This window comes from Streptomyces sp. NPDC034670 (genome assembly GCF_055574875.1).
Genome location: NZ_JBVITR010000072.1, coordinates 1 through 15,264, shown reverse-complemented (window position 1 = coordinate 15,264; position 15,264 = coordinate 1). Strand labels below are relative to the sequence as shown.

Genomic DNA, 15,264 nt, shown 5'->3' with positions numbered 1-15,264 from the left:
ACCCCCCCCCCCCCCCCCCCCCCCCCCCCCCCCCCCCCCCCCCCCCCCCCCCCCCTCCCCCCCCCCCCCCCCCCCCCACGCCGTCCCCGGGCCGGCGGCCCGGCCGTCCGCCCCCGCCGGGCCGGCCCGCGTCCGCCGCGCCCGGGAGCGCCCCGGCGTCCGCCGCTGCCGTCGCCGCCGTGCCCGATCCCGGGCGCCGCGCCCGCGGCCGCGGGGACGGCCGGGACCCGCCGGGCGGCCGGCGTCCCGCCGGACGCCGTGCCGGACCCTCGCCCCGCCCCTCCCGCCTTCGGCGAGTCACCGGGCCGACGCGCGAAGCACCCGGCAGGCGGCGCGGGCCCCGGAGCCGGACACCGGGTCGTGCGCCGCCCGGTCGATGCCGCACACTGGTGTCCCGTGAGTTCCCAGTCGCCCATATCCGCGCGAGTCGTGCTGCTCTGCGGCCCCTCCGGCTCCGGCAAGTCCCTCCTCGCGGCCCGCTCCGGGCTTCCCGTGCTGCGCCTCGACGATTTCTACAAGGAGGGCGACGACCCGACGCTCCCGCTCGTGGCGGGCAGCTCCGACATCGACTGGGACCACCCCGGCTCCTGGGACGCGGACGCCGCCCTCGCCGCGATCGACCGGCTGTGCCGCACCCGTCGCACCCGGGTCCCCGTCTACGACATCTCGCTCAGCGCCCGCACCGGCGAGGGGACCTTCGACATCGGCGGTGCCCCGCTGTTCATCGCGGAGGGCATCTTCGCCGCGGAGATCGTCACCCGGTGCCGCGAACTGGGGGTGCTGGCCGACGCGCTGTGCCTGAGCCGCGGTCCGGTGACGACGTTCCGCCGGCGTTTCCTGCGGGACCTGAGGGAGAGCCGCAAGTCGGTGCCGTTCCTGCTGCGCCGCGGCTGGCGGCTGATGCGGCTGGAGCGGTCGATCGTCGCCCGCCAGACGGCACTGGGCGCGTACGCCTGCGACCGGGACGAGGCACTGGACCGCCTGGCGGCCGCCGCGGTCGGCGGACACGCCGCGGCGGACACCACCGCCCCCGCCTAGGACCTCTCCGACGGGCCCCCGGGGCGCCCGCGCCGTCCGGTCCGGCGGCGGCGCGCCCACGCGAAAGCGGGGCCGGACGGGTCCCCCGACCCCTCCAGCCCCGCTTCCTCACGCCCCCCGCGGATCCCCCGTGATCCCCCGGGAGTCCCCCGTGACCCCCCTGTTGCTCCCCCTCGGGCCCCGTTCCCGCGGTGACGCCCCCCGGCGCCCCCGTGATCCCCCGCCACGGTCCCCCCGGGTCCCCCCGAACCTTCAGGCGACCAGCTCGCCGAAGGCGTCCTCCCGGTCACGGCCGAAGCTGAGGACCTCGTCCTCGCGCAGCCGGCGGAGCGACCGCCAGATGCTGGACTTCACCGTGCCGACGCTGATGCCGAGGATCTCCGCGATCTCCGGGTCCGTGCGGCCCTCGTAGTAGCGCAGGACCAGCATGGTGCGCTGGAGCTCGGGCAGCCGGGCCAGCGCCTGCCACAGGACCGCGCGCAGCTCGGTGCCGCGCATCGCGTCCGTGTCGGCCGCCGTCTCCGGCAGTTCCTCGGTCGGGTACTCGTTCAGCTTGCGGCGGCGCCACGCGCTGATGTGCAGGTTGGTCATGGTGCGGCGGAGGTATCCGCCGACCGCCGCCTTGTCGGTGATCCGGTCCCACGCCCGGTAGGTCGAGAACAGCGCGCTCTGCAGCAGGTCCTCGGCCTCGAAGCGGTCGCCGGTCAGGTGGTAGGCGGTGGCGTACAGGGAGGCGCGGCGCTCCTGGACGTAGGCGGTGAACTCCACCTCCGACAGCGAGCGGCGCTCCCCCGGGCCCTCCCCGTACGCACTTCCCCCGTGCGCCTCCCCCTTGCTCCCCTTGTCCCCTTCGTCCCCCTTGGGCGCGTCAACCACCGTCATGAAGCCGGTGTGCTGACGCCCGGTGCCGCGAGCGCACCCCCGCATGCTCGCGGCACCGGACTTCTCGGTCCCCCGGTGCACGTCGTGCAGACGCGTGATCACTGCGCTGGTGCCGGCGCCGTGCAGCGTGTTCATCTCGCGCCCCCCGTCGTGGACTTCCGGTGACTTTCCCGCGGTTGTGCTGGTGCCGAAAAGCTTGCCCGGGGGACTTCATGGCCGTGTCCGCCGACTGTCACAGCCGTGTCACAGGGGCCGCCCGCGGCGCGGACACGGCTCCCGCGCGGACGTCGGTGCACGTGGGCCCCGCGTGCGGGTCCGGCCGGGCATCTGCGTCCACGGGTCGAACCGGGAGGCATCCATGGGCCAGAATGAGCCCGTGCCTTCCCTGTTGCTGATCGAGGACGACGACGCCATCCGTACGGCCCTGGAGCTCTCCCTGACGCGCCAGGGACACCGGGTGGCGACCGCTGCCAGCGGAGAGGACGGTCTGAAACTGCTGCGCGAGCAGCGGCCGGATCTGATCGTGCTGGACGTGATGCTGCCCGGCATCGACGGGTTCGAGGTGTGCCGGCGCATCCGGCGCACGGACCAGTTGCCGATCATCCTGCTGACCGCGCGCAGCGACGACATCGACGTCGTGGTGGGCCTGGAGTCCGGTGCCGACGACTACGTCGTCAAGCCGGTGCAGGGCCGGGTCCTCGACGCCCGGATCCGGGCGGTGCTGCGGCGCGGCGAGCGCGAGTCCAGCGACTCGGCGACCTTCGGCAGCCTGGTCATCGACCGCGCGGCGATGACGGTGACGAAGAACGGCGAGGACCTCCAGCTGACGCCGACCGAGCTGCGGCTGCTGCTGGAGCTGAGCCGGCGGCCGGGCCAGGCGCTGTCCCGGCAGCAGCTGCTGCGGCTGGTGTGGGAGCACGACTACCTGGGCGACTCGCGCCTGGTGGACGCCTGTGTCCAGCGCCTGCGCGCCAAGGTCGAGGACGTGCCGTCGTCCCCGACGCTGATCCGTACCGTGCGCGGTGTCGGCTACCGGCTGGACCCGCCTCAGTGACACAGGAGCACCGGGAAGGTTCCCGCGGCTGGTCCGCGGCACGCAAGGGAGTCTGGTCGCGGCTGCGGCTCACCAGCCTGCGCCTGCGGCTGGTCGTCGTCTTCGGGCTGGTGGCGCTCACCGCCGCGGTGTCCGCGTCCGGGATCGCGTACTGGCTCAACCGCGAGGCCGTGCTCACCCGCGCCCAGGACGCGGTGCTGCGCGGCTTCGAGCAGGAGATGCAGAACCGGGCGGGCGCGCTGCCCGAGCACCCGACGCAGGACGAACTGCAGCACACCGCGGGCCAGATGGCGAACAGCAGCCAGCGCTTCACCGTGCTGCTCGTCGCCGAGAACCCCGAGGGCCGGACCGTGTACGGCAGTTCCGGCGGGCTGAACGGCTTCTCGCTGCGGGACGTCCCGAAGTCGCTGCGCGAGGCGGTCGCCGAGCAGCAGGAGATCACGTCGAGCAACAAGCACCCGTACCACCTGTACTGGCAGCGGATCGTCGACGGCGACACCCCGTACCTGGTGGCGGGGACGCGGCTGATCGGCGGCGGGCCGACCGGCTACATGCTGAAGTCGCTGGAGCCGGAGGCCAAGGACCTCAACTCGCTGGCCTGGTCGCTGGGGATCGCCACCGGCCTCGCGCTGATCGGTTCCGCGCTGCTCGCCCAGGCCCTGGCCACGACCGTGCTGAAGCCGGTGCAGCGGCTCGGGGTGGCCGCCCGGCGGCTCGGCGAGGGCAAGCTGGACACCCGGCTCAGGGTCTCGGGGACGGACGAGCTGGCCGATCTGTCGCGGACGTTCAACAAGGCCGCGGAGGCGCTGGAGAAGCGGGTGGCCGAGATGGCCGACCGGGACGAGGCGTCCCGCCGCTTCGTGGCGGACATGAGCCACGAACTGCGCACTCCGCTCACCGCGATCACGGCCGTGACCGAAGTCCTGGAGGAGGAGCTGGAGTTCGAGGGCGGCGGCATCGACCCGATGATCGAGCCTGCGGTACGGCTCGTGGTCAGCGAGACGCGGCGGCTGAACGACCTGGTCGAGAACCTGATGGAGGTCACCCGCTTCGACGCGGGCACCGCCCGCCTGGTCCTCGACGACGTCGACGTCGCCGACCAGATCACCGCCTGCATCGACGCGCGCGCCTGGCTGGACGCGGTCGAACTGGACGCCGAGCGCGGCATCCACGCCCGGATCGACCCGCGCCGGCTGGACGTGATCCTGGCCAACCTCATCGGCAACGCGCTCAAGCACGGCGGCTCGCCGGTGCGGGTGTCGGTGCGGGAGCGCGCCGAGGACACGGAGGGCGCGGAGGGCGCCGGGGGCCCGGGCGCGGTGGTCATCGAGGTGCGGGACAACGGGCCCGGCATCCCCGAGGAGGTCCTGCCGCACGTCTTCGACCGTTTCTACAAGGCCAGCGCGTCCCGGCCGCGTTCCGAGGGCAGCGGGCTGGGCCTGTCCATCGCGCTGGAGAACGCCCACATCCACGGCGGTGAGATCACCGCGGCCAACTCTCCCGAGGGCGGTGCGGTGTTCACCCTGTGGCTGCCCCGGGACGTGTCCGCGCGGACGGAACGGGACGCGGAGGCGAAGGACATGGGGAAGGACGAGGCGAGCCCCTCCGGGAGGACCGGCGGCGCCGGGAGCGGGGGCGCCGAGGGGGACACCACCTGATGGACATACGACGGACCACCGCGGGACGGACGGCCGTGCGCCGCCTGCCGGGGCTGCTCGCCGTCACGGCGCTCGGCGCCCTGCTCGCCGGGTGCGGGATACGGGCCACGGAGGTGCCGACCGACTTCGGTCCGGCGCCCTCGCGGATGCGCTGCTCGCCGGCCGGGCCGGACGCCTCGGCGGAGGAGGCGCGGGGCCTGCCGGTGCAGGTGTTCCTGCTGTGCCGCTCGTCACTGGTGGCGGTCGACCGGACCGTGCGGGTGCCGGACGGGGCGACGGACTCCGGACGGCGCGTGGTGGTGGCGCAGGGACTGCTGGACGAGCTCTCGGCACAGCCGTCGCCCGCCGAGAAGGAGGCCGGCTACACGACGGGCGTGCCCGGCGGGACGACCGTGCGCGGTCCCCGGCCCGGCGACCCCGAGGACGCGCTGCGGCTGAGCACCGCGCCCGGGAGCCTCCCCTCCTCCGCGCTCGGGCAGATCGTGTGCACCTTCTCCGACTCGACGGCGGCCGAGGGCGACGGTTCGGTCGTCCTCGGCGGCCCCGACGGGGCCCCGCCGCGCCGCTACCGGTGCACGGACGAGGTCCGGGCCCGTCCGGGCAGCGCGGAGCCCCCGTCGGCGGGCGTCTCCCGCGAGTGAGCCGGGCCGCCGGGGCGCCGGGGTGTGGCGCACGCCTCACCCGGCGGGCGGGGGACGCCCCGGAACCGATCCCGCCGGACGCCGCGTCTAGGGGTGCGTGCAGCGTCAAGGCTCCGTCGGTGGCAACGCCGCGATCCGCGTCCGGGTGACGGGAGGTCTCCTCCTGGCCGCGTATCTCGCGTTCGTGGCCTGGTACACGCTGCGCCCCCTGGACGTCCCCTGGGTGACGCCCGCCAACCTGCGCCCCTTCGACGGCCTCCGGGCCGACTTCGCGCTGGGCCGGGCGGCGGGGGTCCGGCGGGTCTGCGAGGGGCTGGCGCTGCTCGCGCCGCTGGGCGTGCTGCTGCCGGTGGCCGGGGGCCGGCTGGCCGTGTCGCCGCTGGGTTCGCTGGCCCGCACCGTGGCCGCGACCGCCCTGCTGTCGCTGGCCATCGAGATGCTGCAGACCGCGGTGCCCGGCCGGGTGGTGGACGTCGACTCGCTGCTGCTGAACACCGCGGGCGCGGCGCTCGCGCACGCCGCCGTGGTGCCCGCGGGCCGCTCCCGGCTGCGCCGCCGGGCGCAGTCGCGGTCCCTGGCGGCCGGGCCCGCGAAGGAGCCGGATCAGGGCCCGACCCCGACGATTGCCAGGGTCGGGATCGCCCCGTGGAGTGACGCTTTGCCCCCTTCGTCTCCGTAACGTGGAGGGGAGAGGAGGCCACCGGCCGGGAGGCCTCGCACCACTCACCGAGGAGACGTCATGAGCCGCCCCGTCCGCCCCACCGACAACCGCGTGATCGGCGGCGTGTGCGCCGCGCTGGCCCGGCGCTTCGGCGCCTCCCCGACCACGGTGCGGGTGCTGTTCCTGGTGTCGTGCCTGCTTCCGGGCCCCCAGTTCCTGCTGTACCTCGCGCTGTGGGTCCTGCTGCCCTCGGAGAGCAGGGCGCGCACCGCCTGGTAGGTCCCGCGGCCCCTGCCCGGGGACGCCGGCGGGGCGCTCCGGACCCGGGGCGCCCCGCCGATGGTGTGTCCGTCCGGCCGGCTCAGCCGAGCGGCAGCCCGTTGAGGCTGACGGCCTGCGTGGGCAGCCCCGACAGCGGCAGGCCGCCGAGCAGACCGCCGGCCGGCGGCGCCTCCCGCAGTGTCCGGTCGGCGGCCGGCAGCGCGCCGGAGAGGTTCTCCGCCGGGACGGCCCGGGTGACGCCGTCCAGCGCCGGAGCGGCGTCCGGGACGGCCGGGGCCGCGTGGGCGGCGCCGGCGCCGGCCGCGGCGAAGGCGGCACCGAGGGCGGCGACACCGAGGGTCTTGGCAGCAGACTGCTTCATGAAGTGCGTCCTCGAAATGGGGTGGGGATGTGAGCGGTCCCGCGACCGTAGGCACGCGGGACCTCCCCCCGCAAACATGGAAATGCGGGCGGAATGTGAACACCGCCCGCACCGCCGCCGCCCGGGAACGCCCCGGTCAGTCCTCCGGCGCCGGAGAACCGCTGGTGGAGGCGGTCTGCCGGAACAGCCATTCGGATTTCAGTTCGGCGTATCCGGGCTTGATGACGTCATTGATCATGGCCAGCCGTTCATCGAAAGGAATGAACGCCGATTTCATCGCATTGACGGAGAACCACTGCAGGTCGTCGAGCGTGTAACCGAACGCGTCGACCAGGTGCTCGAATTCCCGGCTCATGCTGGTGTGGGACATGAGGCGGTTGTCGGTGTTCACCGTGGCCCGGAAGTGCAGCCGCCGCAGCAGGCCGATGGGGTGCTCGGCGTAGGAGGCGGCCGCGCCGGTCTGGAGGTTGGAGCTGGGGCACAGCTCCAGCGGGACGCGCTTGTCCCGGACGTAGGAGGCGAGCCGGCCGAGCCGGACCGTTCCGTCGTCGCGGACGTGGATGTCGTCGATGATGCGCACCCCGTGCCCGAGCCGGTCGGCGCCGCACCACTGGAGGGCCTGCCAGATGGACGGCAGGCCGAACGCCTCACCGGCGTGGATGGTGAAGTGGTTGTTCTCGCGCTTGAGGTACTCGAAGGCGTCGAGGTGCCGGGTGGGCGGGTGGCCGGCCTCGGCGCCCGCGATGTCGAAGCCGACGACGCCCGCGTCCCGGTAGCGGTTGGCGAGTTCGGCGATCTCCAGGGCGCGGGCGGCGTGCCGCATGGCGGTGAGCAGGGCGCCGACGCGGATGCGGTGGCCCTTCTCCTTCGCGCGCCGCTCCCCCCGGCGGAACCCCTCGTCGACCGCCTCGACGACCTCCTCGAGGGTCAGCCCGCCCTCGAGGTGCTGCTCGGGGGCGTAGCGCACCTCGGCGTAGACGACGCCGTCCTCGGCGAGGTCCTCGGCGCACTCGGCGGCGACCCGGACGAGGGCCTCGCGGGTCTGCATGACCCCGACGGTGTGCGAGAACGTCTCCAGGTACCGCTCCAGGGAACCGGAGTCGGCGGCCTGGTGGAACCAGAGGGCGAGCTTGCCGGGGTCGGTCTCGGGGAGGCCCGTGTAGCCGGTCTCCCGGGCCAGGTCGACGACGGTGCCGGGGCGCAGCCCGCCGTCGAGGTGGTCGTGCAGCAGGACCTTGGGCGCCCGGCGGATCTGGTCCGCGGTCGGGGTGTTCGCAATGGTCTGGCTCGTCATGGGCGCACCCTAACTCCTACGCGCGTAGATCGCCCGGTGCGCGCACCCGTCGATACGCAAAGGTGACCGCACGGACGGGTGGCGCACCCCGGTGTTTCTGACACTGTGTCTGCCATGGCACAGCAAGCGACGCCGGTTCGCAGGGCCCGGCTGGGGAGGGCGCTCGGCCAGGAGCCGACGGCGGTGAGCGGCGTGGTGCTGCTGCTCCCCGGCGGCGACGAGGTCTCCGGCCGCCGGCCGTCCCCCGTGATGGCGACCGCATCCGTCCGCGCCCTGGGGCGCCGTCTCGCCCGGGCGGGCCGGGACGAGGGCCTCGCCGCCCACGTCGTCCACTACCGCTACCGGGGCTGGAACGGCGGCCGGGCGCATCTGGCGCACGACGCCGCCTGGGCCGCCGACGAGGCCGTACGGCGCTACGGGGACGTCCCCGTGTGCCTGGCCGGTCTCGGCATGGGCGGCCGGGCCGCGCTGCACGCGGGCGGCCACGAGGCCGTCACCTCCGTGCTGGCGCTGGCCCCCTGGCTGCCCGGGGAGGACGTGGCGGCGCCACCCGAACCGGTGAGACAGCTCGTCGGGCGGCGGGTGCTGATCGTGCACGGCACCCACGACGCCCGGACCGACCCGGAGCTGTCGTTCCGGCTGGCGGCGCGGGCGAAGAAGGCGAACCGGGACGTGTGCCGGTTCGAGGTGCACGCGGACGGCCACGGGTTGTCCCAGTACCGGGACGAAGTACTGGCGCTGTCCGAGGACTTCGTGATGGGGGCGCTGTTCGGGCGGGCGTTCTCGCGGCCGGTGCAGGACGCCCTGGCGGCGCCTCCGCCGCTGGGGCTGCGGATGCCGCTGGCCGCGGGGTTCGGGAAGTCGCTGCGGCGGTAGGGCCCGTCAGTCCGGGAGCAGGCTGCCCCTCTTGGAGAGCAGGAACTTCTTGAAGGCCGCCACCGGCGGGGTGTCCGGGCGGCCCGCCAGCCAGGCCACGCCGATCTCCCGGACCGCCTTCGGCGCCGTGACGGTCAGTTCCACGACCCCGGGCCGGGGGACGGCCGGCGGCGGCAGGAGGGCGACGCCCAGGCCCGCGGCCACCAGGCCGCGCAGGGTCTCGGCCTCCTCGCCCTCGAAGGCGATGCGGGGCCTGAACCCGGCCCGGGCGCAGAGGTCGTCGGTGATGCGGCGCAGGCCGTAGCCGGGTTCCAGGGTCACGAAGGTGTCGTCGGCGGCCTCCGCGAGGCGGACGCGGCGGCGGCCGGCGAGCCGGTGGTCGGCGGGGACCACCAGGCGCAGCTTCTGCTCGTCGAGGCGGCGGGCGACGAGGTCGGGGGCGTCCGGGACCGGGGAGGTCAGGCACAGGTCGAGTTCGCCCGCGCGCAGGCGCTCCAGCATGGCCTCGCCGTAGTTCTGGACGAGGCTGAAGCGGATGCGCGGATGGTCGGCGCGGAAGGCGTGCAGCAGGCCGGGCACGGTCTCGGCGCCCATGGTGTGCAGGAAGCCGAAGGCGACCTTGCCGGTGGCGGGGTCGGCGTCGGCGCGGACCTCCTCGGCGGCGCGCCCGATCTCGGCCAGGGCGCGCTCGACGGAGGCGAGGAACGTGCGCCCGGCCGGGGTGAGGGAGACGGTGCGGCCGTGGCGGGCGAACAGGTCGACGCCCAGGTCCTCCTCGAGGCGGACCAGGGACCGGGAGAGGGTGGACTGCGGCACCTGCATCTCCCGGGCGGCGCGCGTGACGTGCTCGGTGCGGGCCACCCCGGCGAAGTGGGCGAGCCGCGGCGCGAGCAACATCGCCATGTCTTCCGTGTCACCGGACGGTGACACGTACTTCCGTGAACTCGGCTGATGCACCATAGGAACGATTATGCCGATTCCGTGCATTGGACGGATGAGCGCGGGCGTCCGTAGCGTCGAGGCATGACTCCCGCCAGTACCGGGGCGCCCACCGGCGTGGGCGCCCTCGCATCCGTCCCGCCGTCCCCGACCGTCTCCCGGCCCGGCCCGCGGTCCGTCCCCGCGTGCGCCCCCGCTTCCCCGGACGCACCCGCTTCCCCGGACGCCTCCGTCTCCGCGGGCGGCTCCGAGGGCGTCCCCGAGACCCGGGTGTCCCCGGGCGGCCCCGGTTACCGCCGGATGAGTCTCGCCCTGTTCCTCGCGGGCGTCGCGACCTTCGCGCTGCTGTACTCCACCCAGGCCCTGCTGCCGCTGATCTCCGGGGACCTCGCCGTGAGCGCGGGCGACGCGAGCTGGACGGTGGCGGCGGCGACCGGCGGCCTGGCGCTGTTCGTGCTGCCGATGAGCGCGCTGTCGGAGCGCTACGGACGGCGTGCGGTCATGACGGCCTCCCTGGCCGTCGCCGTGTCCCTCGGGCTGCTGGTCCCCTTCGCGCCGTCGCTGGGCGCCCTGGTCGCGCTGCGGGCGCTCCAGGGCGCGGCCCTGGCCGGGCTGCCCGCGTCGGCGACCGCGTACCTCGCGGAGGAGGTCGCGCCCAGGGCGCTGGTGACCGCGATCGGGCTGTTCGTGGCGGGCAACAGCGTCGGCGGCATGAGCGGCCGGGTCATCACCGGCTGGGTGGCGCAGGAGTGGGGCTGGCGGGTCGCCGTCGGCGTGATCGGCGCGGTGGCGGTGGCGTGCGCGGTGGCCTTCCGGCTGCTGCTGCCGGCGCCGCGGCACTTCCGGCCGGGCTCGCTGCGCCCGCGCGTGCTGGTGCGCACCGTCCGGGGCCACCTCGGCGACCCGCTGCTGCGGCGCCTGTACGCGATCGGCGCGCTGTTCATGACGGTGTTCGGCGGCGTCTACACGGTCATCGGCTACCGCCTGACCGAGGCGCCGTTCTCGCTCCCCCAGGGCATCGTCGGTTCGGTCTTCCTGGTCTACCTGGTGGGCACGGTCTCGGCGTCGGCGGCGGGGCGGCTGGTGGGCCGCCTGGGCCGGCGGGGCGCGCTGTACGCGGCGGGCGGGACCACCGCGGCCGGCCTGCTGCTGTCCCTCGCCGGCTCCCTCCTCCCGGTCCTGCTGGGGCTGGTGCTGATCACGGCGGGCTTCTTCGCGGGGCACGCGGTGGCGTCCTCGGCGGTCGGCAAGGCGGCCACCGAGGGGCGCGCCCAGGCCTCCGCCCTGTACCAGTCCGCCTACTACGTCGGCTCCAGCGCGGGCAGCACGGTCGGCGCGCTCGCCTTCCACGCGAGCGGCTGGGCCGGGACGGTGGGCGTCGGCCTGGTGGCGGTGGCCGGGGTCGCCGGCATCACGCTGCTGGGCACGCGGGCGGCGCGGGCGCGGCGGCGGCCCGCGCTCGCGTGAGGCGTCGCGGACGACGCGGTGACGCGGTGACGCGGTGACGCGGGCGGTGCGGACGACGCGGTGACGCCGCGGACCCCGTTCCGCACCCCGGTGCCCCCCGAGCTGCGCTTCCGCGCGCTCGGGGGGTCGTTGTCAGTGGGCTGCGGTAGCTTCCGAAGTGCTGGGTGCGACGGTGCGCCCCGGAGGAAGCCACGGGGTGGGTGGACGATGACGAACAGCACGGTGACGACGGACCTGGACGCCGGTCTGGAGGCGTACCGGGTCGAACTGACCGGGTACTGCTACCGGATGCTCGGCTCCTCCTTCGAGGCGGAGGACGCGGTGCAGGACACGATGATCCGCGCCTGGCGCAGCTACGACAGGTTCGAGGGCCGGTCCAGTCTGCGCTCCTGGCTGTACCGCATCGCGACCAACGTCTGCCTGGACATGCTGGCGGCCGGCAAGAAGCGCGCCCGCCCGATGGACCTGACGGAGTCCACGCCGCTCGCCCGGGCGGCCCTCACGCCGCGCCCGGACCACACCTGGCTGGAGCCGGTGCCCGACGCGCGCGTGCTGCCCGCGACGGACGACCCGGCGGAGGCGGCGGTCGCCAAGGAGTCGGTGCGGCTCGCCTTCATGGCCGCGCTGCAGCGGCTGCCGGCCAAGCAGCGGGCGGTGCTGATCCTGCGCGAGGTGCTGGCCTGGAGGGCGAGCGAGGTCGCCGAGCTGCTCGGCACCTCGGTGGCGTCGGTCAACAGCGCGCTCCAGCGGGCCCGGGCGACGCTCGCCGAGCACCGGCAGCCGGGGGCCGACGCGTCGGTCTCCGACCCGCTGGACGAGGAGCAGCGGAAGCTGCTCGAGCGCTACGTGGCGGCGTTCGAGGGGTACGACATGGCGGCCCTGACCGCGTTGCTGCACGAGGACGCCATCATGACGATGCCGCCGTTCGACCTGTGGCTGACCGGCGCCGAGGACATCACGGGCTTCATGACGACGCTGGGCGCGTCCTGCGCGGGTTCGCGGCTGGTGCCGGTGCAGGTCAACGGCCTGCCGGGGTTCGCGCAGTACAAGCCCGACCCGGAGCACGGCGGTTTCGCGCCGTGGGCGGTCCAGGTGCTGGAGACGTCAGAGGGCCGGATCACCGGGTTCCACTGCTTCCTGGACACCGAGCGGTGGTTCCCGCTGTTCGGGCTGCCCCTCCGTCTCGAAGCGGAGACCGACCAGGTCCAGCAGGGCGCACAGCGCCTCTGAGGGGTCGCGCAGCCGGATCCGGCCCCCGCGGCGGCGGGCGGTGAGCTGGAGCCGCGCCAGCAGGTCCACGGCGACCAGGCCGGGCGGGCCCAGACCGCCGACGTCGCAGACGACCGTTCCGCCCGAGCCGCCGCCGCTGTCCAGCAGTGCCCGCAGCGCGTCGCACGGCCCGCTCACCCCGTCCCGGGTGAGGGGTCCGCTGAGCACGAGTACGGGCGGTGTCGTGTCGTCCACGACCGGTAGACCGGCCGGGGGCGAGCAACTCATCGGGAGGGGCGCCGCAAGGATCACCTTGACCCGGGCACGGCCTCCCCCGGAGGGTTGGCTGTATGCGCCACAGATCTTCCCCGCCCCTGGTGACCGGTGCCCTTCGCCCCCGCGAGGAGCTGCCGTGCGGGGGGTGCTGAGCGGGTTCCTGGTGATCGCCGTCGTCATCGGCGTCGGCTACGTCATCGGCCGCAGGGGGCAGCTCGGCGCGCAGGGCCGCGAGGTCCTGACGAAGCTGGCCTTCCACGTGGCGTCCCCGGCCCTGCTGTTCACCACGCTGGCCCGGGCCGACCTGTCGGTGGTCTTCTCCGGCCGGCTGCTGGTCACCGCGCTGAGCACGGCGGCGGTGGCGGGCGTCTTCGTGGCGGTGGGTGTCGTGCGCGGCTGGGGCGTGGGCCGCACCACCATCGGCGCCCTGTGCTCCAGCTACGTCAACTCCGGCAACCTGGGCATCCCGATCGCGGTGTACGTGCTGGGCGACGCCTCGCTGGTGGCGCCGGTGCTGCTGTTCCAGCTGGTCGGGGTGACGCCGGTCGCGTTGACGATCCTCGACCTGTCGACGGCGGGCGTGAAGCAACCGCTGTGGCGACGGCTGCTGACGCCGTTGCGCAACCCGATCGCGGTGGGGTCGCTGGCGGGGGTGGCGGTGTCGGCGGCCGGGGTGGAGATACCGGGGCCGGTCTGGGACCCGGTGACCCTGATCGGCAACATGGCGGTTCCCGCCGTGCTCCTCGCCTTCGGCATCTCGCTGCGCGGCAGCACCCTGCCCCTGCGGGGCGGCGACCGGGGCGCCGTCCTCCTCGCCGTGGGCCTGAAGGCGGTGGGCCAGCCGCTGGCCGCCTGGGCGCTGGCGGTGGGCGTCTTCGGCCTGCGCGGCGCCCACCTGCTCGACGTGGTGGTGACCTCGGCCCTCCCCGCCGCCCAGAACCTCTTCACCTACGCGAGCAGCTACCGCGTGGGCGAGACCCTGGCCAGGGAGGCGATCCTGGTGTCGACGGTGCTGTCGGTACCGGTGCTGGTGGTCGTGGCGGCACTGCTGGGGTGACTCGGGCCCGGGGGAACCCACCGGTGTCGACGCTCCGCTCGGGGTCCTGGTTCACGGTGAGTGCGCTCCCGGTGAGTGCGCCCACGACGGTTCTCCCCTCGGTTCGTCACCGATCCCAGCATGCCGAACGGGACCGGTGGGGGCCCACCGGTCCCGTTCACCCGATCGGGGAAACACCAGGTCAGGCGATGCGCTCCAGTACCACCGGCGACGGCGTGAAGTCCGTGCCGGGCGCGGCGACGTCACAGGCGCCCTCGAGCGCCCGCAGGGCGTAGTCGAAGCGGTCCGGGGTGTCCGTGTGCAGGGTCAGCAGGGGCTGGCCCTCGGTGACCGTGTCGCCGGGCTTGGCGTGGAGTTCGACGCCCGCGCCCGCCTGCACCGGGTCCTCCTTGCGGGCGCGGCCCGCGCCGAGGCGCCAGGCGGCGACGCCGACGTCGTAGGCGTCCAGGCGGGTGAGGACGCCCGTCGCCGGGGCCTTCACCACGTGCTGCTCGCGCGCGACCGGCAGGGGCGCGTCCGGGTCGCCGCCCTGGGCCGCGATCATGCGGCGCCAGACGTCCATCGCGGAGCCGTCGGCCAGGGCCTTCGCCGGGTCGGCGTCCTTCAGGCCCGCCGCGTCGAGCATCTCGCGGGCCAGGGCGAGGGTGAGCTCGACGACGTCCGCCGGGCCGCCGCCCGCCAGCACCTCCACCGACTCGCGGACCTCCAGCGCGTTGCCGGCGGTCAGGCCGAGCGGGGTGGACATGTCGGTGAGCAGGGCGACCGTCTTCACGCCGGAGTCGGTGCCCAGGCCGACCATGGTGCGGGCCAGCTCGCGGGCGTCGTCGACCGTCTTCATGAAGGCGCCGGTGCCGACCTTCACGTCCAGGACCAGGGAGCCGGTGCCCTCGGCGATCTTCTTGGACATGATGGAGGAGGCGATGAGCGGGATGGCCTCCACCGTGCCGGTCACGTCGCGCAGGGCGTAGAGCTTCTTGTCGGCCGGGGCCAGGCCGTCGCCCGCCGCGCAGATCACCGCGCCGACGCCGTCCAGCACCGACAGCATCTCCTCGTTGGAGAGCAGGGCGCGCCAGCCGGGGACGGACTCCAGCTTGTCGAGCGTGCCGCCGGTGTGGCCGAGGCCGCGGCCGGACAGCTGGGGGACGGCCGCGCCGCAGGCGGCGACCAGCGGGGCCAGCGGGAGGGTGATCTTGTCGCCGACGCCGCCCGTGGAGTGCTTGTCGGCGGTGGGGCGGGACAGGGAGGAGAAGTCCATGCGCTCGCCGGAGGCGATCATCGCGGCCGTCCAGCGGGCGATCTCGCTCCGGTTCATGCCGTTGAGGAGGATCGCCATGGCGAGGGCCGACATCTGCTCGTCGGCCACCTCCCCGCGGGTGTACGCGTCGACGACCCAGTCGATCTGCTCGTCGCTGAGTTCGCCGCGGTCCCGCTTGGTGCGGATGACGGAGATGACGTCCATGGCCATGGTGGCGTTCCTTCCGGGGTGCGAAGGGGGCGGGGGGCGGGGGGGGGGGGGGGGGGGGGGGGGGGGGGGGGGGGGAGGGAAGAGAAACAGTGGTAAGGGCGGGG

15 protein-coding genes and 1 pseudogene are annotated in these 15,264 nt (G+C 74.7%); 10 read left to right on the top strand and 6 right to left on the bottom strand.

The window, feature by feature from the left end:
- The first annotated feature begins 396 nt into the window (after window positions 1–396).
- On the top strand, window positions 397–1,038 hold the full coding sequence (locus ACZ56B_RS30290; RefSeq protein ID WP_468797424.1) for a uridine kinase: 642 nt from the start codon (window positions 397–399) through the stop codon (window positions 1,036–1,038).
- A 252-nt stretch (window positions 1,039–1,290) separates the two neighbouring features.
- On the opposite strand, the gene ACZ56B_RS30285 is transcribed toward ACZ56B_RS30290, so the two are convergent.
- Complete coding sequence (locus ACZ56B_RS30285; protein ID WP_468797422.1) at window positions 1,291–2,055, bottom strand: SigE family RNA polymerase sigma factor; 765 nt, start codon at window positions 2,053–2,055, stop codon at window positions 1,291–1,293.
- 241 nt (window positions 2,056–2,296) lie between these two features.
- Between ACZ56B_RS30285 and afsQ1 the strand changes: the two genes are divergently transcribed.
- The 5 genes from afsQ1 (at window position 2,297) to ACZ56B_RS30260 (ending at window position 6,213) form a co-directional block, all read left to right on the top strand.
- Window positions 2,297–2,974: a two-component system response regulator AfsQ1 gene (afsQ1, locus tag ACZ56B_RS30280; RefSeq protein ID WP_006133375.1), complete on the top strand. Its 678-nt coding sequence runs from the start codon at window positions 2,297–2,299 to the stop codon at window positions 2,972–2,974.
- On the top strand, window positions 2,971–4,632 hold the full coding sequence (locus ACZ56B_RS30275; RefSeq protein WP_468797420.1) for an ATP-binding protein: 1,662 nt from the start codon (window positions 2,971–2,973) through the stop codon (window positions 4,630–4,632). Before afsQ1 ends, ACZ56B_RS30275 begins: the two co-directional genes overlap by 4 nt.
- Entirely contained in the window at window positions 4,632–5,273 is a 642-nt protein-coding gene (locus tag ACZ56B_RS30270; protein ID WP_468797418.1) for a hypothetical protein, read from the top strand. The genes ACZ56B_RS30275 and ACZ56B_RS30270 overlap by 1 nt, the downstream gene beginning before the upstream one ends.
- 97 nt (window positions 5,274–5,370) lie before the next feature.
- The gene (locus ACZ56B_RS30265) at window positions 5,371–5,952 is read left to right on the top strand and encodes a VanZ family protein (protein ID WP_468797416.1); all 582 of its coding nucleotides are present in this window, start codon (window positions 5,371–5,373) and stop codon (window positions 5,950–5,952) included.
- Between the two features lie 60 nt (window positions 5,953–6,012).
- Window positions 6,013–6,213, top strand: coding sequence for a PspC domain-containing protein (locus ACZ56B_RS30260; RefSeq protein ID WP_468797414.1), 201 nt, complete (start codon window positions 6,013–6,015; stop codon window positions 6,211–6,213).
- Between the two features lie 82 nt (window positions 6,214–6,295).
- On the opposite strand, the gene ACZ56B_RS30255 is transcribed toward ACZ56B_RS30260, so the two are convergent.
- Together ACZ56B_RS30255 and ACZ56B_RS30250 are read right to left on the bottom strand one after the other, a co-directional pair.
- A complete protein-coding gene (locus ACZ56B_RS30255) occupies window positions 6,296–6,577 on the bottom strand; it encodes an ATP-binding protein (protein ID WP_468797412.1) in 282 nt (93 codons plus the stop codon).
- A 136-nt stretch (window positions 6,578–6,713) separates the two neighbouring features.
- Window positions 6,714–7,871, bottom strand: a complete 1,158-nt coding sequence (locus ACZ56B_RS30250; protein WP_468797410.1) for an adenosine deaminase — start codon at window positions 7,869–7,871, stop codon at window positions 6,714–6,716.
- A gap of 114 nt (window positions 7,872–7,985) precedes the next feature.
- Between ACZ56B_RS30250 and ACZ56B_RS30245 the strand changes: the two genes are divergently transcribed.
- Window positions 7,986–8,747, top strand: a complete 762-nt coding sequence (locus ACZ56B_RS30245) for an alpha/beta hydrolase (protein WP_468797408.1) — start codon at window positions 7,986–7,988, stop codon at window positions 8,745–8,747.
- A 6-nt stretch (window positions 8,748–8,753) separates the two neighbouring features.
- Here the strand turns inward: ACZ56B_RS30245 and ACZ56B_RS30240 are convergent, their stop codons facing one another.
- Window positions 8,754–9,707, bottom strand: coding sequence for a LysR family transcriptional regulator (locus ACZ56B_RS30240; RefSeq protein ID WP_468797406.1), 954 nt, complete (start codon window positions 9,705–9,707; stop codon window positions 8,754–8,756).
- Window positions 9,708–9,770: 63 nt separating this feature from the next.
- Between ACZ56B_RS30240 and ACZ56B_RS30235 the strand changes: the two genes are divergently transcribed.
- A complete protein-coding gene (locus ACZ56B_RS30235; protein ID WP_468797404.1) occupies window positions 9,771–11,153 on the top strand; it encodes an MFS transporter in 1,383 nt (460 codons plus the stop codon).
- A 207-nt stretch (window positions 11,154–11,360) separates the two neighbouring features.
- Entirely contained in the window at window positions 11,361–12,383 is a 1,023-nt protein-coding gene (locus tag ACZ56B_RS30230; RefSeq protein WP_468797402.1) for a sigma-70 family RNA polymerase sigma factor, read from the top strand.
- A gap of 21 nt (window positions 12,384–12,404) precedes the next feature.
- Here ACZ56B_RS30230 and ACZ56B_RS30225 read toward each other — a convergent pair.
- Window positions 12,405–12,650 (bottom strand): annotated as a pseudogene (locus tag ACZ56B_RS30225) (STAS domain-containing protein); the annotation flags it as partial.
- A gap of 124 nt (window positions 12,651–12,774) precedes the next feature.
- Between ACZ56B_RS30225 and ACZ56B_RS30220 the strand changes: the two are divergent.
- Entirely contained in the window at window positions 12,775–13,695 is a 921-nt protein-coding gene (locus ACZ56B_RS30220; RefSeq protein ID WP_468797400.1) for an AEC family transporter, read from the top strand.
- A gap of 181 nt (window positions 13,696–13,876) precedes the next feature.
- Here ACZ56B_RS30220 and ACZ56B_RS30215 read toward each other — a convergent pair whose 3' ends face one another.
- Window positions 13,877–15,160, bottom strand: a complete 1,284-nt coding sequence (locus ACZ56B_RS30215) for a thymidine phosphorylase (RefSeq protein ID WP_468797398.1) — start codon at window positions 15,158–15,160, stop codon at window positions 13,877–13,879.
- Window positions 15,161–15,264: the final 104 nt, after the last annotated feature.